At 44.4% G+C, this 21,205-nt stretch carries 14 protein-coding genes; 10 read left to right on the plus strand and 4 right to left on the minus strand.

Annotated features, from left to right (window positions below; genetic code table 11):
• Window positions 1-489: 489 nt before the first annotated feature.
• From ACO1R6_RS20350 to ACO1R6_RS20365, 4 genes are all read left to right on the plus strand, one after another.
• Window positions 490-2,889 (plus strand): T9SS type A sorting domain-containing protein, encoded by a 2,400-nt coding sequence (locus ACO1R6_RS20350; protein ID WP_486266946.1) that lies wholly within the window; start codon window positions 490-492, stop codon window positions 2,887-2,889.
• A 792-nt stretch (window positions 2,890-3,681) separates the two neighbouring features.
• A complete protein-coding gene (locus ACO1R6_RS20355; RefSeq protein WP_486266947.1) occupies window positions 3,682-7,767 on the plus strand; it encodes an Ig-like domain-containing protein in 4,086 nt (1,361 codons plus the stop codon).
• A gap of 249 nt (window positions 7,768-8,016) precedes the next feature.
• A complete protein-coding gene (locus ACO1R6_RS20360) occupies window positions 8,017-9,324 on the plus strand; it encodes an ABC transporter permease (RefSeq protein ID WP_486266948.1) in 1,308 nt (435 codons plus the stop codon).
• A gap of 89 nt (window positions 9,325-9,413) precedes the next feature.
• A complete protein-coding gene (locus tag ACO1R6_RS20365; protein ID WP_486266949.1) occupies window positions 9,414-10,274 on the plus strand; it encodes a bestrophin family protein in 861 nt (286 codons plus the stop codon).
• Window positions 10,275-10,366: 92 nt separating this feature from the next.
• On the opposite strand, the gene ACO1R6_RS20370 is transcribed toward ACO1R6_RS20365, so the two are convergent.
• Entirely contained in the window at window positions 10,367-10,720 is a 354-nt protein-coding gene (locus tag ACO1R6_RS20370; RefSeq protein WP_486266950.1) for a HesB/IscA family protein, read from the minus strand.
• 146 nt (window positions 10,721-10,866) lie between these two features.
• Here ACO1R6_RS20370 and ACO1R6_RS20375 point away from each other — a divergent pair, with 146 nt between their 5' ends.
• From ACO1R6_RS20375 to ACO1R6_RS20400, 6 genes are all read left to right on the plus strand, one after another.
• On the plus strand, window positions 10,867-11,391 hold the full coding sequence (locus ACO1R6_RS20375; RefSeq protein ID WP_486266951.1) for a DUF7935 family protein: 525 nt from the start codon (window positions 10,867-10,869) through the stop codon (window positions 11,389-11,391).
• Window positions 11,392-11,462: 71 nt separating this feature from the next.
• Complete coding sequence (locus ACO1R6_RS20380) at window positions 11,463-12,596, plus strand: cytochrome-c peroxidase (RefSeq protein WP_486266952.1); 1,134 nt, start codon at window positions 11,463-11,465, stop codon at window positions 12,594-12,596.
• An 80-nt stretch (window positions 12,597-12,676) separates the two neighbouring features.
• Window positions 12,677-13,051: a hypothetical protein gene (locus ACO1R6_RS20385; protein WP_486266953.1), complete on the plus strand. Its 375-nt coding sequence runs from the start codon at window positions 12,677-12,679 to the stop codon at window positions 13,049-13,051.
• A gap of 372 nt (window positions 13,052-13,423) precedes the next feature.
• Window positions 13,424-14,185 carry an MbnP family protein gene (locus ACO1R6_RS20390; RefSeq protein ID WP_486266954.1) on the plus strand — a complete coding sequence of 254 codons (762 nt, stop codon included), beginning with the start codon at window positions 13,424-13,426 and terminating at the stop codon, window positions 14,183-14,185.
• Between the two features lie 11 nt (window positions 14,186-14,196).
• On the plus strand, window positions 14,197-15,246 hold the full coding sequence (locus ACO1R6_RS20395; RefSeq protein ID WP_486266955.1) for a cytochrome-c peroxidase: 1,050 nt from the start codon (window positions 14,197-14,199) through the stop codon (window positions 15,244-15,246).
• On the plus strand, window positions 15,221-16,273 hold the full coding sequence (locus tag ACO1R6_RS20400) for a hypothetical protein (protein WP_486266956.1): 1,053 nt from the start codon (window positions 15,221-15,223) through the stop codon (window positions 16,271-16,273). Before ACO1R6_RS20395 ends, ACO1R6_RS20400 begins: the two co-directional genes overlap by 26 nt.
• A 160-nt stretch (window positions 16,274-16,433) precedes the next feature.
• On the opposite strand, the gene ACO1R6_RS20405 is transcribed toward ACO1R6_RS20400, so the two are convergent.
• The 3 genes from ACO1R6_RS20405 to ACO1R6_RS20415 all read right to left on the minus strand — a co-directional run bounded on the left by ACO1R6_RS20405 (window position 16,434) and on the right by ACO1R6_RS20415 (window position 21,088).
• Complete coding sequence (locus ACO1R6_RS20405; protein ID WP_486266957.1) at window positions 16,434-17,522, minus strand: aminotransferase class V-fold PLP-dependent enzyme; 1,089 nt, start codon at window positions 17,520-17,522, stop codon at window positions 16,434-16,436.
• A gap of 104 nt (window positions 17,523-17,626) precedes the next feature.
• The gene (serA, locus tag ACO1R6_RS20410; RefSeq protein WP_486266958.1) at window positions 17,627-19,519 is read right to left on the minus strand and encodes a phosphoglycerate dehydrogenase; all 1,893 of its coding nucleotides are present in this window, start codon (window positions 19,517-19,519) and stop codon (window positions 17,627-17,629) included.
• 243 nt (window positions 19,520-19,762) lie between these two features.
• Entirely contained in the window at window positions 19,763-21,088 is a 1,326-nt protein-coding gene (locus ACO1R6_RS20415; protein WP_486266959.1) for a patatin-like phospholipase family protein, read from the minus strand.
• Window positions 21,089-21,205 lie beyond the last annotated feature (117 nt).

Raw genomic sequence — 21,205 nt, forward strand, 5'->3', positions numbered from 1 at the left:
CAAAGAACTGCCATATCTACCAGAAAACAAAAAGAAGCAAAGTATGCCGGTTAACTGAGATAAAATTATTTTAGTTATTACTTTATATAATTATTTTAACTTATATTTATAATAAACGTATATTAAGCGGTGGTATTAAGTATCAATAGATAATACTTAATATTAGAACTTCCCGTGCTACAATTCTTCTTTAAGGAAAACAAACAACAATATTTAATTACCTAATTTTTACCTGCAATTCTTCAAGCTCCACTTTAAGGAATTGAGTATTACTACTATTTATCCTACGTGTAGTTAGTATTTCAAAGTTTAACTCTCCGGTAACCATTGGTGCAACTTTAAGCATGCAAATGGGCACATACAAGGCACATAAAAACTCAATCTCCCACCAACAAATTAATTAAAATGAAAAGATTTTTTCTAACCCATTTGGCTAAAACAAGCCGATTTCTAAAGTTTTCTGGGCAAACTTATCGGCCTGGTTTATTCTTGCTCTACTTCTTTCTTTTTCCATTAACTACTATACTGGCCCAACCGGCTGTAGAATGGGATAAAAGAATTGTAGGGTCTGAACCGGAATTGTTTGCCATGGTAAAGCAAACGGCCGATGGTGGTTATATACTGGGCGGTACTTCGATTTCTCCGGCGGAATACGATAAGACGGAGAATCCGGTAGGAGGTACGCGTAACCCTGATTATTGGATTGTAAAATTAAATGCGGCCGGCGAGAAACAATGGGACAATACCTTGGGCGGAAATGATTGGGAAACTTTAACATCAATTGATCCAACCGCTGATGGCGGCTATATTGTGGCTGGCAGGTCCGATTCTAAAGCTAGCGGGGATAAAAGCGATAATATTGTGGGTACCTGGATAGTGAAGCTAGATGCCGCCGGTAATAAACAATGGGATAAAACATTAGAAAAAGGAGGTGAGATTATAGAACAAACCCCGGATGGGGGATATGTTTTGTCTGGAGGTGGTAGTGTCTTGAAGCTAAATTCCTCGGGAAGCATACTATGGGAAAGAGCTGATGGCACCGTACAACAAACCGCCGATAATGGTTTTTTGGTCTTTAGACCTTGGTTGGCGGTTAAACTGAATGCAGTTGGGGTAACCGAATGGGAGCAGCCCTTGTCAGTAAATATGGTAACCCAGCAAACTGCTGATGGTGGCTATCTTGCAGGAAATGTTGGTAGTTCTGACGATTATCAGATAATTAAGCTAAATACGGCGGGTGTTAAAGAATGGGAAAAAACCTTTGGGGGGACCGGCAGAGATGAGTTACGCGCCTTACGGCAAACTGCGGATGGTGGCTACATTCTGGGCGGAGAGTCTTATTCCGACGCAGGAGGTGATAAAACGGAAGGTAACCTAGGTGACTGTAATGTCGATTTTTGTTACAATTCAGATTTTTGGGTAATAAAATTAGATGCGGCCGGTAACCGGGTATGGGATAAAACCATAGGACTTCCATATGATAATGACCAATTGCGCTACTTAGAGCAAACCGCAGATGGTGGCTTTATCTTGGGCGGACTTACGGGCGCCGGCTGGGATTATTATGCCGTGAAGCTAGCTGGTGAGACTACCTCCCCGCCAAAGGACCTTTGTCAGTTGGCACTTACGAGCAAAGTTGTCCAGGCCGAACCTTGGTACGGCATGTATCCGGGAGGCGAAGGTTCCATTGATATAACCGTTACGGGAGGCACGCCTCCTTACACGTATCGGTGGAATACTTGGAGTCCGGGCCCCTACGAAGATTATCCTTTTGCCAATCCTACGGTACATACCGTAGTAGTAACGGATGCCCAAGGTTGTATGCTCCGGACCACCATAGAAGTGGGTAAGAAAAATGACCCCATGCGTTTACAAACTACCCACACGAATGTTATCACCACCGGCGACCCAACTGGCTCCATTGATTTAACGGTAGTAGGGGGTACCGGTCCTTATAAATACCTGTGGAGCAACGGGGCTACTTCTGAAGATTTAACGGGTTTGGCCGTAGGTACTTACGCGGTTACGGTTACCGATGCTTTTGGCCGAAAACTTAGCACTTCCGTTACTATCGTTAATCCACGTAATCCTACGCCGGTAGTGTGCAATTTAGTAGCCACCAGCAAAACTACGCCAGCCGAACCCTGGTACGGTATGTGGGGGCCAACCAGCGGGGCCGGTGCCATTGATGTAACCCCCAGCGGCGGCACTGCCCCCTACACCTACCGCTGGAACACCGGGGCTACTACCGAAGATTTAGCCGTTGCCCCTCCGGGCGTTTATACCGTAACCATTACCGATGCCCAGGCTTGCACCACCCGCACCACCGTTACAATTGCCCGTAAAAATGCCGCGCTTACATTAGCTAAATCCCATTCCAATGTAACGACTGGTGGCACTAACAATGGCTCCATTGATGTAAGTGTGGTGGGCGGCACTGGTCCTTTTAAATACCGCTGGAACAATGGTGCCACTACCGAAGATTTAACCAACTTAGCCGCGGGTACTTACTCGGTTACCGTAACCGATGCATTTGGCCGGACCGCAACCCTTTCGGTGCAGGTACAGGGGGCCGGTGGAACAGCTGCTGCCAGAAAGCCTAATGAAAAAGAAGTATTTATCGATAAAGAAACTGGTTTTACAGTTTACCCCAATCCGGCTAAAGAACAAACCAAGATTAACTTGAACTTAGCCGCAACCGGTAACTACACCTTAGACCTGTTTGACATTAGAGGCGCGAAAGTAAAAACATTAGCTACTGGTCAGGCCCAAGCAAATAAAGTCCAAACCCTGGAGTTGAACCTGAACAGTTTGGCCGAAGGCGTATACCTGCTTAAACTCCAATCTGATAAGGGTGTCTCGACTAAACGCTTATCAGTAGCCAGGTAAATTTTAAAGCTACGGCTATAATCACGCATGAACCAGCATACAACTGCCCTGTCTATTAAGGTGGGGCAGTTGTATTTTATAGCCGACCACTTGCAGAATCTAAAATTGAAAAACTTACACTACTACTGTGGATACAAGAAAAGGCACAAAGAAGAAAAGCAACAAACACTAATCAGCCTTAGGATTTAACCCGGGTAGTGTGTGCATGGAGACCATTAAATATGAAGTCAATGAAGACCGGCTCAAAGGAATATTAGAAATAGTAAAATAGGTCGTGAATATGGTAAAGCTACGTGTTAAAATTTTGGAATAATTTTACCTTAAAATATAAATATTTTTCTAAAAAATTAAATCTATTTTATATATTGTAGCACTAATGTATTGCCGGTCTGTATCAAAATTGTTTACCTTAATATTTAAGTAGAGTAAAGATTTAGAGTTGGTGGTTAAGCTCCTTTTTACTATTCTTTGTCTATCGCAAAACATTTTCTCAGGGATATAAATCTACCAGGCCGCTTAAATACAGCAATCCATTTGGTTTACCCGGTTTTTGTATTTATAAAAACAAGTTACCATTTGGGTAAGTCGCGAGCGAAATATATTTAATAAATCAGAATAGAATTCTGTAAAGCTATTTGCCTTCTCCTGTTTACTCATTTTAAATAGATTTCTATGATTAAAAAAATTACGCAACAAAGGGTTTTACCAGGCCAAATACTACAATCATTTAACCGAGCCTCTTTCGTCCTAATGATATTTCTCTTATGGTATGGTATATCAGTCACCAACCTGATGGCTCAACCTACTAAGCAGTGGGATAAAACTATTGGTGGAAGTGGTAATGATGAATTAAAATCTGTTCAGCAAACAGCTGACGGTGGTTATATTCTAGGTGGGAATTCTCAATCTAAGGCTAGTGGCGATAAGACCGAAGACTCCCGGTTAAGTTTTTATGGGGATTTTTGGATAGTAAAGCTGAATGCGGCCGGAGTTAAGGAATGGGATAAAACATTAGGTACTATTGAAGTAAATAATTTTACTGCTGTTTGCCAAACGACTGATGGCGGCTATATAGTGGGTGGACAATCCTGGGCAAATGCTGGCCGGGACAAAACCCATGACTCAAAAGGTATAAATGATTATTGGATTATTAAACTGGATGCTCGGGGCAATAAATTATGGGATAAAACTATTGGCAGCCCTTCCGATGATTTATTATGGTCTTTAAAGCCAACTAAAGATGGCGGCTGTATTTTAGGTGGCCAAACCCAGGGAATGGTAGGTGGAGATAAAACTGATAAGACTAAAGGAGGGTATGACTTTTGGGTCGTAAAAATAAGTGCTGCCGGTAACAAAGAATGGGATAAAGTTATAGGTGGGAGCGAATATGATGTACTGCGTTCTTTAGACCAAACCTCTGATGGAGGGTATATATTGGGGGGATTGTCGTATTCTAATGCAAGTGGGGATAAGAGCGAAAATAATAGAGGCGATGACCCAAATAAAGTTAATGGTGTTTTTGATTATTGGGTTGTAAAGATAAATGCTTCAGGAATTAAAGAATGGGATAAAACCTTAGGCGGTAATGACCTTGATGATTTCCGGCATGTTATACAAACCAAAGATGGCGGTTATATTGTGGGAGGAGAGTCTTTTTCCAATATAAGTGGCGATAAAAGTGAAAATTCGAAAGGCGGTAGAGATTTCTGGTTAGTTAAACTGAACGCTACTGGCACAAAGGTGTGGGATAAAACCATTGGGGGATCTAACGATGATTATTTGAGCGCTCTGCACCAGACTACCGATGGAGGCTTTGTTTTGAGCGGCAGCAATAAATCGCTATTAAAGTTTAATACTTCTGGTAATATAGAATGGGAGAAAATTGTAAGTGGCGGAAGTTCTTTTTCTGCTTTAGACCAGACAGCCGATGGTGGTTTTTTCTTGGGAAATTCTTCAGGTTCTAATGCAAATGGTGACAAGAGTGAGGATAGTAGAGGCGGTAGTGATTACTGGGTTATAAAATTATGGTTTCCACCAGTTCCCCCGCCTACCATCAGCACAACTAATTTATCAACTTCAGCTTTTTGTGCTGGCAGTTCACTGCCTATATATTTTACAACCACTGGTACTTTCGCTTTAGGCGAAGTATTTCATGTACAGCTTTCAAGTGCAACTAGTTCTTTTGTTTCGCCTGTTATTATTGGAAGTGGTACCTCCAGTCCTATTATGGCCACTATACCAGCAAATTCCATAGCAAGCGCAAAATATAAAATCAGGGTAGTTTCTTCCTCCAATCCAGTAATAATAGGTACTGAAAGTAGGGGCGATGTAGCAATTTCTAATACTAATTCCAGCCCACCTATAAATATTGAAGGTACTTATTCTCCCTGTCAGGCCGGAAATGGTTATTATATGGTTTCCTACACTAATGGATACACAAATTTCTTCTGGTCTGTACCAAGTGGATGGACCATTACTTCGGGGCAAGGAACCCCTTATATAACAGTTGCTGTAGGGCAATCTGGAGGGACTGTTTCTGTCAGGAGCAATAGCCCATGTGGTAATGATGTTATTAGCAATCTTACTATTCAGACAAGTGCTAAACCATCCTCACCAATAGTTTATGATGCATCTATCTGTGGCCCAGGCCAGGTTACTCTAACTGCATCCGGCGCACCAGCAACAGGTTTATACCGCTGGTACACCAGCAAGTCAGGGGGCACACCTATTGCAACCACTGCAATCTTCACCACGCCAGTACTTACTACTACCACTACTTATTACGTTTCAGTGGTAAATGGCTCCTGCGAAAGTGTCCGGGTGCCAGTTACCGCAACGGTTAACCCGCTGCCTAAAGTAGCTGTTAGTACCAATGTTTCTACCATTACCAGCGGTGGTTCGGCTAATTTAGCAGCTTCCGGGGCAAACTCTTACATCTGGTCGCCGGCTACGGGCTTAAGTAGTACTACTGGGGCTTCGGTAATCGCTAAACCTGCTGCTACCACTACTTACACGGTTATCGGTACCGATGCGAATGGTTGTGTCGGCACGGCTACTGTTACCATTACCGTAAATACCTCGGGATTGAAAATGCAAACCATTACCTTCCCACCCATAACGGATAAAGTATATGGCGATCTACCTTTTGCTTTAAATGCGACTTCTAGTTCCGGCTTGTCGGTTTCTTACCGGATCATGTCGGGGCCGGCAACAGTATCGGGCAAAATCTTAACCATTACGGGCACTGGCAAAGTAACAGTGCGCGCTTTTCACCCCGGTAATGATCAATACCTGGCCGCTACGCCGGTAGATGTTAGTTTTAATGTGCTATCTGCTACTGTAAAACAAAACCAGAGCATTTCTTTCCCGGCCCTGCCCAAAGTAACTTTTAATGAGCCGCCTATTGTAGTTAGCGCTACCGCCTCTTCTGGTTTAACGGTCAGCTTTAGTATTCTCTCGGGGCCAGCTACTATCTCGGGGAATATTATTACTCTAACGGGCGTGGGACAGGTAACCGTACGAGCTACTCAGGCCGGTAATGACTTATTTGCACCCGCGCCACCCGTAGACCAGAGTTTTAGCGTGGTACAGGGGTGGCAAAGCATTACTTTTGCTGCTTTACCCGACAAAACCTATGGCGATGGACCTATTCAATTAACTGCTACAACCAGTTCAGGTTTGCCGGTCAGCTTTAGTATTCTCTCCGGACCAGCTACTATTGCAGGCAATATTCTTACAATCACCGGTGCCGGAACAGTAACCGTGCGTGCCACCCAGAGTGGTAACAGCAACTATTCAGCGGCTACACCAGTTGACCGTAGTTTTACAGTAGCCAAAGCGAACCAGAGTATCAGTATGGCGGCCATACCGGATAAAACCTTCGGCGATGCGCCTTTTACCTTGAGTGCCACGGCTTCTTCGGGTTTAGCCGTTACCTACAGTTTGGTTACCGGCCCTGCTACCGTAGTAGGTAATACCGTTACTTTAGCCGGAGTAGGCACCGTAACCGTCAGAGCCAGCCAAACCGGCAACAGCAACTATCACCCGGCTGCAACAGATAAGAGTTTTACGGTAAAGAGCGCCACCACTACCGTTTGCACCCTGGTAGCCACCAGCAAAGTTACCCCGGCGGAGTCGTGGTACGGCATGTGGGGAGCAGTTACCGGCGCCGGTGCTATAGATTTAACCCCCAGCGGCGGTACGGCGCCTTACACGTATAGCTGGAGTACCGGCGCTACTACCGAAGATATAGCCGTTGCGGCACCGGGCGTATATACGGTTAACCTCACCGATGCCAAAGGCTGTCAGGCCAGAACGGTTATAACCGTAGGGCGGAAGAATGGCGCTATCAGTTTAGCTGAATCACATACCCATGTAACGGCCACCGGCAGCAATACTGGTTCGATTGATGTAAGTGTAATAGGAGGGGTAGCCCCTTTCCGGTACCGTTGGAGCAACGGCGCAGCAAACGAAGATTTAATTAACTTAGGGGCCGGGACTTACACCTTAACCGTAAGCGATGCATTTGGGCAAACAGCCACTATAACCGTACAGATACTATCACCCGGTAGCTTAACTGCCAGCCGAAAGTCGTCGCCAACTGAGACATTTGGGTTAGCCTCTGCCTTAACGGTTTATCCCAATCCGGCCAACACGAATGCCACGGTAAAACTAAGTTTAGCTACTAAAGGCGACTACATCTTAGACCTGTATGATATTAGAGGGTCCAAACTGAAAACCGTTGCGGCCGGAAGGGCCAGCGCTGGAGAAAACATAACGGTAGATATGGAAGTTTCCGGCTTAGCCAAAGGCGTATACCTACTTAAACTCCAAACTGAAGTAGGTATTACTACCAGGCGCATTTCCATAGCCAAATAATACAGCACAAATATTTATCTCTAATATTTACTTCTACTGCGGCCCCGCTTTACTGAGCGGGGCCGCAGTGTTTATTTTGGGGTATAAATTTATTCAGGTAGGGTTTATCAATGGCCATGGAGTTAAATTTTATTGCAGTAACCCAATATATCCGGTACTTCTAAATATATCCTTGCATAGGAAAAGGAAGAGTTTTTGTTTTAACCCTTATATTTGTTTTGAGCAAAGCAGCCGACTTACCTATTCTTTATGCATAAAATCTGGTTAATTTTTCAGCGCGAATACCTGGTACGGGTGCGCAAAAAAAGCTTTATTATCATGACTTTACTGGCCCCGATTTTATTGGCGACCCTCCTGGTGGTGCCGGTCCTGTTAACCACTGTATCCGATAAAACCACTACCATACAGGTATTAGACCAAAGCGGCCTTTTCGCCGACAAGTTTAAAAGCACCGATAAACGCCAGTATTTACCGGTACAAGGAGATTTAGAGACCTTAAAAGCAGCTTTTTTAGAGAGCGATCATACTGCCTTGCTGTATATTCCTAAACTCGATTTAAATAATCCGGCCGGAATCCGGCTTTATTCTAAAACCAATATTAGCCTCGATAACAAGCTGGCAATAGAAAATAGCCTGGAAAAAGAAATTGAAACCGTGAAATATCGTCAATCCGGCATAGACCAGGCGGTGCTGGATAAAATTAAAACCAATGTGGCCATTGCTACCACCAACCTGAGCAAAGAAGGCGAAAAAGATAATAATGCTTTTTTAACCACCGGCGTTGGTTATGCAGGGGCCTTCCTGATTTATATGTTTATTTTTATTTACGGGGTGCAAATTATGCGGGGCGTTATTGAAGAAAAAACCAACCGGATTGTAGAAGTAATTATTTCGTCGGTGAAGCCTTTTCAGCTCATGATGGGCAAAATATTAGGCATTGCCGCCGTGGGCCTCACCCAGTTTTTGCTGTGGGTAATTTTATCTACGGTAGTAACCTCGGCGGTGGCGGCCAGCTTTAAAGACGAACTAGCCCCACCGCCGGCGCCAACCAGCTTTTCAACGCCCAATGCCAGTCCGGCTACTATGCAAACCAACGCCGCCGCCGATATTTTTGCAGCCAGTAAAAACCTGAATATTCCTTTACTGCTGGGCTGCTTTGTATTTTATTTTTTAGGCGGATATTTATTGTACGGGGCATTATTTGGGGCTGTAGGAGCCGCCGTAGACAACGAAACCGATACGCAGCAGTTTATGCTCCCAATTACCATTCCGCTGATTATGACTTTTGTAATTGCCCAAACCGTTATTATCCGTAACCCCGATGGGGCTGTAGCTTTCTGGATGTCGATTATTCCGTTTACGTCGCCTATTGCCATGATGCTGCGCTTACCGTTTGGCGTACCTGTGCCGGAGTTGCTTTTGTCGATGGGTTTGCTGGTGCTGGGCTTTATTGCGACTACCTGGATTGCTGCCCGCATTTACCGCGTGGGTATTTTAATGTACGGCAAAAAAATAACTTACCAGGAATTATCTAAGTGGCTTTTTTACAAAGCCTGATAGCTGCTTAGACTATACGCCCACTACCTCTCTAATTTTTTAACCATTTAAATATTTCGGCAATATTTAATTTAAGTCTCTGATTACCCGTGATAAATTATAACCCTAAAGATTGGTTTACCTTTATTTTCCGGATTACCCGGGCCGATACTTTCCGCAAGCTATTACCGCTAATGGTGGCTGTAAGTTTGTATTCGGCCCTGATTGCTTACCTCGAATTAAATTATATTAGCGTTAACGATTCGCAAAACCTCCGCAATGTAGGCATGATGCACAATGTACTGGGCTTTGTTATTTCGCTTTTGCTGGTTTTCCGGACCAATACCGCTTACGACCGCTGGTGGGAGGGACGCAAAATATGGGGTGGCTTAACCAACACCTCACGCAACCTGGCCATTAAAATAGAGGCTTTTGTCTCGGATGAGCGCGACAAGCAATATTTCCGGAAAATGATTCCGAATTATGCCTTTGCCCTAAAACATTTGCTCCGCGAAAACGAAGATTTTCACGAGTTTGATCCGATTTTGGATTTAAAACCGGGCAAGCATGTGCCCAACCAAATTGCATCGGCCATATACAACCGGGTGAATGGGTTGTATACAAAAGAAAAAATATCGCATGCCCAGCTTTTAATTTTAAACGAAGAAGTAAAAGCGTTAACCGACCATTGTGGCGCTTGCGAAAGGATTAAAAATACGCCTATACCGTTTACCTACAGTGTGTTTATTAAAAAGTTTATCTTCTTTTACGTCATGACTTTGCCCTTTGGCTGGGTGTTTAGCCTGGGGTATTACATAGTGCCGGTGGTTGCGCTCATTTTATACGCCCTGGCCAGTTTAGAATTAATTGCCGAAGAAATTGAAAACCCGTTCGGGACCGATGCCAACGACTTACCCATCGACCAGATTTGTACCAACATCCGGAAACACGTGGGAGAGTTACTGATGTAAGAATAAAAGCATATAAAAAGCAAAAGCCACCCGCAGGTGGCTTTTGCTTTTTACAAAACAGAATAAACGTAATAACTAAATAATTTTTAGCCTTAAGCCGAAAAAGAACTGCCGCAGCCACAGGTACTTTTGGCCTGCGGATTGTTAAAGGTAAAGCCCCGGGCGTTCAGACCATCCTGAAAATCAACTTGCATGCCCATTACGTACATGCCGTGTTTTTTATCCATAATTAGCTCAATACCTTCAATGTTATAGGTTTCGTCGTTGTCTTTCTTTTTATCAAAACCCAACAAATAAGACATACCAGAACAGCCGCCCCCTTGTACGCCAATGCGTAACCCGTATTCGGCCGGTACGTTTTTGTCTTTTATAATTATTTTTACTTCTTCAATGGCCCGGGGGGTAAGGCTAATCGGGGCAATTTTATTTATAGTTGCTGTTTCCATGGTTTAGAATTTAACTTCACAAAATTAATTAATATTTACCTATTTTGTTCCGTTTAAGGGCTTATAATCTTAGAACAGGATATTGGGCTTAAAAATTCACGGGCAAATTTTCTATTTTTACGCAATTACGTTTAATTCTATTGTTTATGACCGACTATATTTTTGATTTACTCAAGGTTATTTTACCGGCGGCTTTGGTGTTGTACGGCATGTACTCAGTGGTTAATTCGTATTTAACGAAAGAATACCAGAAACGGATATTAGAACTCCGGATGAAAAACTCGGCAGTGGTATTGCCCATCCGGTTACAAGCCTACGAGCGGGTTTGTTTGCTCCTGGAACGTATTACCCCCAGTAATTTACTGGTGCGGGTAAGCAGTGCGGGCCAATCGGCGGCCGAGTACCAGCGGGTATTGCTTACTGAAATCCGGGAAGAATTTAACCACAACATATCGCAGCAAATGTACATGACCGACCAGGCCTGGCAATTGGTAAAACGGACCAAAGAAGATATTGTAACGCTTATTAACCGGGTTTACCACGAGTTGCCCGAAGATGCCCGCGGAACCGATCTGGCCAAGAAGGTGCTCGAAAATATTTTAACTGCCCAGGCTGAACCGACCGGCCAGGCCATTAGTTTCCTGAAGCAAGAAATAAACCAGGTTTTTTAAAGCTTAGGTAATTATTAAATAATAAACGGGGTGGGTAGTTTGTTTTATAGAAAATAAACCAAAGGTACAAAATGGGTAAGCCAGCACTTTACACCCGGCATTATTTCTTAAAACCACTTATAAGGTTCTGCTGCCATTGGGTGGTGCTGGGGTTGGCAGCTTGCGGTAAACCCGATAAAGAACTTAACGATAATACTCCCCAGCCCAAGCCTTATAATTTGGCCGTGCCGTTTAACTTCCGGGAACCGGTAATTCCGGCTGATAATCCTTTAACCGAAGAAGGTATTTATTTGGGCCGGGCCTTGTTTTACGAGAAAAAGTTATCGGCTAATAACAATATTTCTTGCGGCTCTTGCCACCAGCAGCAGTTTGCGTTTACCAATGGCACCGCGCTAAGTATAGGTACTGATGGTAAACCGGGCACCCGCAATGCCATGATGCTGGCCAACTTGGCCTGGCAAACTTCTTTTAACTGGGATGGTGTGGCCAAAACCTTAGAAGCACAAGCCCGCATTCCGTTAGAAGATCACCTGGAAATGAACCAGCCGCTGGCGCAAAGCGTAGACAAATTACAAAATACGCCGGCTTATCCTAAGTTATTCGCGGCCGCTTTTGGCTCGCCTACCATTACCTCCGATAATATTCTAAAAGCCTTAGCCCAGTTTCAGCGTACGCTTGTTTCATCGGGTTCTAAATTTGATAAATTTTTGCAGGACCCGGCGGTATTTACCAAAGATGAGCGCGAAGGTTATCAGCTTTTCCTGACGCACCCGGTTCCCGAAATAAGTTTACGCGGGGGTAACTGCGGCGATTGCCACAACGGACCTTTATTAACCTTAGAGAAATTTCATAACAACGGCCTCGATGCCGTTCCGCAGGACCAAGGTGTAGGTGCCCTAACCGGTAAACCCACCGATATGGGTAAATTTAAAGCGCCTTCGCTCCGGAATATTGCCTTAACCGCACCGTACATGCACGACGGCCGTTTTAAAACTTTAGAAGAAGTGCTGGACCACTACAACGAGCATATTAACCTGAATAGCCCCAATATCGACCCTTTAATTCTGGAAGCCTCTAACGAAGTAAAAGGAAAATCTTTGGCTTTAACGCCCCTCGAAAAAGACAAAATAATTAAATTTTTGCACACCCTTACCGATGCTGCTTTTGTAGAAGACAAACGTTTTTCCGAAATAACCATCCGGTAAGCGAAAAATTTAAATTTTAATAATTATTAAATTTTTGTTTTTACGAATGAGCGGAATACTTTTACCAAAAAAATAACTCCTTGAAAAAAGTCTTTGTTTTATTTTTAGCTGGGCTGATTATGGTTCAGGCTTTGAGTAAAATAGTGGTGGTAGCCAATTACCACCTCGATAAGGCTTATATTGCAGCCGTTTTGTGCGAAAACCGCCAGGAGCCCGAAATGGCTTGCCATGGCAAATGCTACCTGCAAAAACAACTAAAAGCCACCGATAAAGCCGAGAAGCAAGCACCCAACCAGGTTAAAGAAAAATTTGATTTGCTATTTTGCCATACGGTAGTTAAAGCCCATTTAGCGCGGCCCATGTATTTTCCGGTAGCTTATCCCAAAGTTAACCCACCCATTTATTTTTATGCGGCCAACGCGGCTATTTTTCATCCACCCCAATTTACCTGCTAATTTTTTACCGGTAAACTAACCTTGTGGTTATCGCCAGAGCTTAGGCGCGGGTATACTTTAGGCTTTAGTTTCTGTTGTGTAAAGTTTGTAAAACTTTACACAACACGGGAGTCCATCGCTTATCCAATTTACAATTGTCTTGATATTTCCAGGTTTGAGCCTTAAGCTCAAATTATTGCCTGTGAGGAGCACTGCTTTTCACCAGAAATATTTATCGCGCCCATTAAGTATCTACGGCTGGTTATTACCGCTTATTTATTCCTGTTTTTCAATGCCTGACGGGTGCAGAAACCCGGCCATATTCGGGCTTATTTACTTAGGGCTGACTTTAGTTTGCCCCTAATCCTTTGTTTATATAAAGCTTCAAAAATTATGATCTTACTACGTTATACTTTAATTCTTTTTTCTTTCTTTTTACTTATAAATATTAGTGGGTGCAAAAAAGACCCCGACGAATTGATAGGTACCGGCGCTTTAAAGCTCGAATTTGATAATGTGGTAGGTACAGAGCCCCTGGTATTGGCTTCTAAAACTTACCGCAACGCCAACCAGGATCCGTTTCAGGTTACCACTTTTACCTACTACATCAGTAATATTGTGCTCCAAAAAGCCGATGGTACCGAGTACAAACAACCGGAAAGTTATTATTTAATTGACCACGAAAATTCTGAATCCCGCATTATAACCATTCCGGAAGTACCGGTAGGGGAGTATACCGGCCTTACCTTTACCATAGGGGTAGATAGTTTACGCAACACCAGCGGTGCCCAAACCGGTGCCCTAGACCCCCTCAATGGCATGTTCTGGTCCTGGAGCACCGGCTATATATTTTTGAAGCTCGAAGGATATTCGGCACAATCTACCGAGACGAACGGTGGTTTGGTGTTTCATGTAGGCGGCTTTAAGCAACCTACCAACACCATCCGGACGGTAAGCCCTTCATTAGGCGGCAACCGGCTAAATATTACTGGTACCCGCACGCCCGAAGTACACCTGAAAGTCGATATTTTAGAAATGTTTAAGACGCCTACCACGGTTAGGTTTTCGGAACTAAACAAAGCCATGGGCGGACCGGCGGCCGTAGCCATAGCCGATAATTACCGCGACATGTTTTCTGTAGACCATATTCATTAGCCGTTTAGGTTATGCTGGTTTTTAAATTACTCCGGAACTTGGGTTGCTGGTTGCTTTTGCCCTGGTTTTTGGTCGCTTGCGAATCTGATATAGATAAGCCAAGCCGTTTTGCCGTTCCCGAACCAGCCAATTTCCCGCCACTGCCCGATATTTTTAAGAATAATCCGGTCACAAAAGAAGGCTTTGAATTGGGGCGGGCCCTTTTCTACGATCCGGTTTTATCCCGCAACAACTCGGTTTCGTGCGGCAGTTGTCACCGGCAATTTGCAGGCTTTGCCGATTTAGGCCACCCGGTAAGTCATGGTATCGAAGATAAACTGGGTACCCGCAATACACCCGGACTGGCCAACCTGGCCTGGCAGCCGGAATTTTTCTGGGATGGAGGCGTAAATCACCTGGAACTGGTGCCCTTAGCGCCGCTAACCAACCCGGTAGAAATGGACGAAACCTTGGCAAATGTGATAAACAAGCTGAACAAACACCCGGAGTACCCGCAAAAGTTTAAAAAGGTATTTGGCCAGGAGCAAATAACAAGTCAGCAGCTTTTTAGGGCCATGGCGCAATTTATGGGCGCACTGGTGTCGGCCGATTCCCGCTACGACCGCTATCGCCGGCAAGAGAAAGAAATATTTAGCGCAACAGAAGAAAAAGGATTTAAACTTTTTCAACAGCACTGTACCTCTTGCCACGCTACCGATTTGCTTACTGACCATACATACCGCAACAACGGCCTGGATGCAACTTTTACCACTGATGCCGGGCGCAGCCTTATAACTTTTTTGCCGGCCGATGCCGGAAAGTTTAAAGTGCCTTCGTTGCGCAATGTTGGGGTAACAGCACCTTACATGCACGATGGCCGCTTCCGGAATTTAGCCCAGGTGCTTGAGCATTACCGCAACGGGGTAAAATCATCAACTACTTTAGATGCCACGCTCATTCAGCCCGACGGAAGCTTGGGCATCTGGTTAAACGACCAGGAAAAAGAAGCCATTATTTCCTTTTTACATACCCTCACCGATCATAAATTCTTAAACAATGCAGCGTTTTCAGAACCTAAATAAAAAAGTAACTTTAATATTTCTTTTCGGCATTATTGCCCTAATTAGTCCGCTGCGTAGCTTTGCTTGCGATATTTGTGGCTGCTTTATGGGCATTACGCCTTACGACAACCAAAGCACCCTGGGGATAATGCACCGCTACCGCATTTTTAACGGGTACCAGGGCCTAAATCAAAAAAAAAAATTTTTCCCGGATGGCGTGCGGGTGTTTTATCCTTCGCCCTGGCAGGAAACTGGTGCCGGACATACCCACCAGCCGGGTACCGGGCCGCATACCCACGGCGATAATCCGCAGGATTACGAAGCTTTTCGGGTAGTAGAACTACGGGGTAAATATTTTATTCATAAGCGGCTGGAGCTAAATGCTTATGTGCCTTTAAATATGAATAGCAGCCGCACCGAGGGCAGTACTTCTTCGGTTTCCGGCATAGGCGATGTAAACTTATTTGCCGGATTTCATTTGTTGCGTCAGATTGAAGTAGCCGGTGCGCAACAACGGTTAATTGTGGGGGGCGGTTTAAAACTGCCCACCGGGCATTATTACCGGAAAGATGCCGCCGGGACCCGCTATCCTTTGCTTTTACAAACCGGTACCGGTAGTGTAGATTATTTTGGCTATTTAAACTATATTATTGGTTACCGCAAACTAGGCCTTAGCCTTAACTCCAGCTACAAAATAAACGGGCAAAATTATTACCACGAAGGCATTGCCAACAGTTCGGCGCATTTTGCTAACCTGTTTTACCGCTATATGCCTAACCTGAACTGGCAAATAATCCCGTCGGCGCAATTTTTTTACGAATATACCCCCGGCGAAACCCTGAACGGGGAACACACCGGCGAGCACCGCATGAACAATGCTTTACTGGGGCCCGGACTAGATATATTTTATAAAAACTTCTCGGTGAATATGGGGGCGCAGTTTCCGGTGTATGAAGCCACAACCGAGCATCCCACCAGCGCGGGCCGCCTGGTTTTAGGTTTAAATTACAGCTTTAACCAGAAAAGTTATTTGCTGAAAAGCAAGTAAGAACGTTATTCGTTGTTTGTTAATCGTTGTTTGGGTTTTATTGATTTTTGGAAAAATACACAGTGCTCAAAGTAACCGGATTTAGAGTAGATATTACCGGTTTAACAAGGATTAACGAACAAGGATTAACGAACAACGATTAACCATTAACGAATAAAGATTATCCAAAAAACTCCTGCAACTTGTAAATCAGGGCTTGCACTTGGCTAACTGAGTGCGCGGGAAAGTTGGCAATCCGGATTTGGGAATCTTTGTAGTTGCCGTAGCCGCTGCCTATTACCATATCAAAAGGGGCAAGTTTTTTAATTACCTCGGCCGAAGATATTTGGGTGTTGGCTACAATGGTAGTGGCCGATTGGTGCGCCGGCTCTGCCACGGCTACCGAAAAGTTCTGGCTTTGCGCAATATAATCGTAAATCAGTTGGGCTTTGGTTTGAGTTTCCTGGCGGATGGTTTGGATGCCTTTTTTATGCATTTCTTCTGCCACTTGTCCCAGTAAATAAATATTCAGAACGTTGGGCGTTTCGGGGTTTTGGTACGTTTGGGCTTTGCTTAACAAAGATGGCAGGCTGTGGTAAGAACCAATAGATAAACCTTTAACACTGAGCGCTTCGGCTTTGGCAATGCACCGCTCATTTACGAGCCACACACCCAAGCCGGCCGGTAAGCCAAAGCATTTCTGCACCGAAAAATAAACCGAATCTACCTGGCTGTAATCAAAAGCCGGGTGCGGCATCGACGACACCGCATCTACAAATATTAAAGCATCGGTATTAGCCTTGGCTTTTATTTTATTTATCTCGGCTACGGGTAAGGTGGCACCCGAGCTGGTTTCGTTTTGCACCAAAGCTACCAATTCGGCGGTATCCGGAATTTGCACATCATCAGCCCAAAAGCCTTGCCCGAAAGAAACTTCGTGTTTGGTAGCTTTGCGGCCCAGTTCGTTGGAAATCTGGAAAAAACGTTTTGAAAAAGAGCCGTTTACCAAATGGAAACTTTCGTGCTCCACGCAGTTCTGAATGGCCCGTTCCCAAATCTCATTTGCCGACGACAAAAACAAAATCTGGAAATTATCGGGTAAGTTTAACAAGGCCCGCAAGCCCTGCTCGGTATGGGCGTAAATATCTTTAAACTGCTGGCTGCGGTGCGATATACTGCCAATTTTATTTGCCATGGCCGCCTGCATGTGCTGCGGTACCGTTGGGTACAACTCCGATGGCCCCGGCGTAAAGTATATTTTGTTGTTCATGTTTAAGGGAAAAAGGTAGAAGGATAAAAGATGTTGGAAAATGTAATAGAAATTTGGATTATGCAATTCTAAAACTCTTTCTGCCTTTATCCTTCTACTTATTGTTAATAAAGAATCCGGAACTTAATGGTGTGGGGTACCTGCTTCAGGTCTTCAATTACAGTTTTTTCGTAGGCTTTGTCGATGTCGGTGATAACGTAGCCAATGTGCTCATTGGTTTTGAGGTACTGGCCCAGAATATTTACGTGGTTGCCGGCCAGAACATTGTTAATATTGGCTAATACGCCCGGCACGTTGGCGTGCAGGTGAATAAGCCGATGGGCATTGTTCAGCTCGGGCAACTGAATATTCGGGAAGTTAACGCTTTGGTAGGTATTGCCGGTATTTATGTACTCCATAATGCGGTTTGGTACAAAGTTGGCAATATTTTCCTGGGCTTCGCTGGTGCTACCCCCAATGTGCGGCGTTAAAATGACGTTGGGCAAACCGCGCAATTCGTTTAAAAATTCTTCGGCGTTATTTACCGGCTCGTACGGGAACACATCTACGGCGGCACCTTTTATTTTGCCCGATTTAATGCTTTGTACCAGGCTCGGAATATCTACAATGTGGCCGCGGCTCAGGTTCAGGAAAATAGCGCCGTCTTTCATAGCTTCAAACTCGGCAGGGCCAAACAAATTGCGGTTGCTGGCGCGGCCATCAATGTGCAGCGTTACAAAATCGGCCAGGCCCAACAATTCTTTTAGGGTACGGCATTTGCGGGCGTTGCCTAGTTGCAGTTTTTCTACTACATCGTAATAGTAAACCTCCATACCCAAGGCTTCAGCCAGCACCGATAACTGCGAACCAATGCTGCCGTAGCCCACAATACCCAGCTTTTTGCCGCGCACTTCAAAACTTCCGGCCGCCGATTTGTCCCAGATACCGCGGTGCATTTTTTCACTTTTCGGTAAAATATTGCGGGCCAGCATAATAATCTGGCCAATGGCCAACTCTACCACGCTGCGGGTGTTGCTGTAAGGGGCATTAAATACCGCTATACCCGACTGCAGACAAGTAGTTAAATCTATCTGGTTGGTGCCAATGCAGAAAGCACCCACACTCATTAATTTATTGGCGTTGGCCAATACCCGTTTGGTAACCTGCGTTTTAGAACGGATACCTAATATCGAGACGTTTTTAATGCGCTCGCACAGTTCGTCTTCGTTCAGGGCGCCGGTCATGGTTTCTACCTGGTAACCTTCGCGCTTAAACAACTCTACGGCTTTGGGGTGAATATTTTCCAGCAACAGCACACTTATCCGGTTTTTGGGGTAAGAGATAGCCATTGGTAGCTTGTTCTGGTACAAAAATTCGTCGAGGCTGGGGGCAATGTGTTCGGCTTTGGCAATTACATTATCGCGCGAAATATTTTCGGTAAAAGCGTAAAATTTATTTGCCAGGCCGGCTTCTTTTATTTCGTAATCGGTGTAGCCATCGCCCAGCACGTAAACATCGCCCTGTAGGGCCAGGTTTTCCAGGAGTTTGATTTTGCCTTTGTCTAAACACAAAACGTTAGTGGTATCAAAGCCAATGATATTGCCGTTAGCATCGTACTCAAAGGTGTTGGCGTAAATATTTTCTTCTTTAATGCCGAAAGGTGTAACAATAGGGGTTATAAATTCTTTAAACCCGCTCGAAACAATAAAAATGTGATCGGCATATTGGTTAAAAAATTCTTTGTTACGTTTTACCGATTCCGAAACTTTTGTTTCGAGGCGGGAAATTAAAGGCCCTAAATGCTTTTTATTTGCTTTAAGTAAAGCCAGGCGCTTCGACAAACCTTCGGTAAACGAACTGTTGCCGTTCATGGCACTATTGGTAATATCTTTGATTTCCTGCAGAATTTGCGCGCGTTGTTCTTCGTCGTGCAGCGATATTTCGCCTAACTCATCCAAGGCTTCTACCTGGGTAAAGGTACTGTCGAAATCTATAATAAAATATTTGTCTTTGCTCATAAATAAATGTGCTTGGGGTATTTATGCAGTCGCTAAGTTCTGGAATTTTATTAATTAATTACAAGTACCCGGCAGTTTATTTGCATTTTTTTATCCCGGAAGGGCAAAAGCCTACAATTTACTTAATAGTGGTAGTGGCCAGGCGGTTCCCTGAGAATAATTTGTTAATGGGTTAACCAAAAGGGAATAAGTAGCTAACCTCTTTTTTAAAAGCTGATAGTTATTACAAAAACACGGCTCATATTAGACCGGGTTAATTAACCTAAGCCACTTTTCTTTGGCTTGCTGGTAACTAAACTGGCCCAGATGCGGCGTATCTTTTTCGCCGCGAATTAATTGGTTAGGCACCGCCGGGCCAGAAACCCCGATAAATTTATCGCATAAATCATTGATTAAATTTACTTCCGTTTCAGTTACCGCGTCCATTTCGAGGTTTAATAATTGCCGGAATTTTGTGTCGCCCTGCGGATCAGTAGCATAGGCAGCGGGTAGTTCGTAGTGCAGCGTAGCCGGGTTTAGCTCGGGCGCGACGCAAGGATTAATCCGGATAATATTGGCCAAACAGGTAAGGGTGGGATCCAGCATGGCATAAGCGATAAAGGTAGCCGAATCGGGCGGGTCGCTGAGAATACTCTGGGCCATTTTGCTTAAATCATTAAAAAAACGCGACGAATAATCGCTGAGGGTATAATATTTATCTTGGTTGAGACGGAATATTTCTTTTAAGCTGGGATTGTTGGAACTGGCATAATTGGCAATAATGGCTTTCCGGACCAAACCCGTGCCTAGCGTTAAAATATGGTATTCGGACAGCAACAGCCCGGCATTGTTCGTGATGGCTTCGGTTAAGCCGGCCAATACCGGGTTGTTAAATCCGGCTACGGCGCCGTCCCAATACAAAGTTCGCCGGGATTCCTGGCTAGGTACATGGGTAATCTCTACTTCGGCCGGGGCATCGAAATAATTAACCGGGGCATTGCTGGAGGCGTGGATGGCGTGCGCCAAAGAAATTTGGTAATGGCCGTTCTGGCTAAAGCGGTCGGTATTGCTGCCGGGGTTAGACCGGAAAAAGCTTACCCGCTCCCGAAAATAATCAAAGCCCACAATAATTAATTGCAGTTCGGGTTTGCCAATAATGGCAGGCAGTTCGGGTAAAGGTGTATTTACAATTGGTTGGGCAATTTTGCCGGTTTTAAAATATTCGTCGTAGCTGGTAAGTACTTCTACTAAGCCCGCAAGTTTGCGTTCGGTGCTGTATTTGGGTCCCAGCTCCAGCCATTGCCGGAACAAACTCAAAAAGTTTCTTTTCTTTAACTTCTCGGGTAAGGTTAACGACGAAAATACCTTTTCCCGGTTTTCTGCTAATAAAAATAAATCGGTTATTTCGCTAATTTTCAGGTTAGTACATAAAGCCGCTAAAACCAGGCTGCCGCCCGAATTAGAAATAACCAGATCGAACTGGCGTAACAACGCATGGCCCTGTATATCGCCGTATATATCCTGTAAAATCCGGGCCTGAATTAAAGCCCAGGAGCCGCCGCCATCTAACGACAAGATTTTATATCCCATAATTTTAAAAGGGAAATTAGCCCGGGTAAATTTATCATTTGCCGCGGTATAAGCAAATGAATACGGCAGGAAATCAGCTATTTACATTTAAATAATTTATAAAGCTGCTTAAATACT

The sequence above is a fragment of the Adhaeribacter sp. genome, from assembly GCF_057359045.1.

Bases quoted from the DNA above. Each gene is read 5' to 3' on its own strand.
- ACO1R6_RS20355 (WP_486266947.1), top strand. From the start codon at position 3,682: ATGGCTCAACCTACTAAGCAGTGGGATAAAACTATTGGTGGAAGTGGT.
- ACO1R6_RS20360 (WP_486266948.1), top strand. From the start codon at position 8,017: ATGCATAAAATCTGGTTAATTTTTCAGCGCGAATACCTGGTACGGGTG.
- ACO1R6_RS20370 (WP_486266950.1), bottom strand. From the start codon at position 10,720: ATGGAAACAGCAACTATAAATAAAATTGCCCCGATTAGCCTTACCCCC.
- ACO1R6_RS20375 (WP_486266951.1), top strand. From the start codon at position 10,867: ATGACCGACTATATTTTTGATTTACTCAAGGTTATTTTACCGGCGGCT.
- ACO1R6_RS20380 (WP_486266952.1), top strand. From the start codon at position 11,463: ATGGGTAAGCCAGCACTTTACACCCGGCATTATTTCTTAAAACCACTT.
- ACO1R6_RS20390 (WP_486266954.1), top strand. From the start codon at position 13,424: ATGATCTTACTACGTTATACTTTAATTCTTTTTTCTTTCTTTTTACTT.
- ACO1R6_RS20395 (WP_486266955.1), top strand. From the start codon at position 14,197: ATGCTGGTTTTTAAATTACTCCGGAACTTGGGTTGCTGGTTGCTTTTG.
- ACO1R6_RS20400 (WP_486266956.1), top strand. From the start codon at position 15,221: ATGCAGCGTTTTCAGAACCTAAATAAAAAAGTAACTTTAATATTTCTT.
- ACO1R6_RS20405 (WP_486266957.1), bottom strand. From the start codon at position 17,522: ATGAACAACAAAATATACTTTACGCCGGGGCCATCGGAGTTGTACCCA.
- serA (WP_486266958.1), bottom strand. From the start codon at position 19,519: ATGAGCAAAGACAAATATTTTATTATAGATTTCGACAGTACCTTTACC.
- ACO1R6_RS20415 (WP_486266959.1), bottom strand. From the start codon at position 21,088: ATGGGATATAAAATCTTGTCGTTAGATGGCGGCGGCTCCTGGGCTTTA.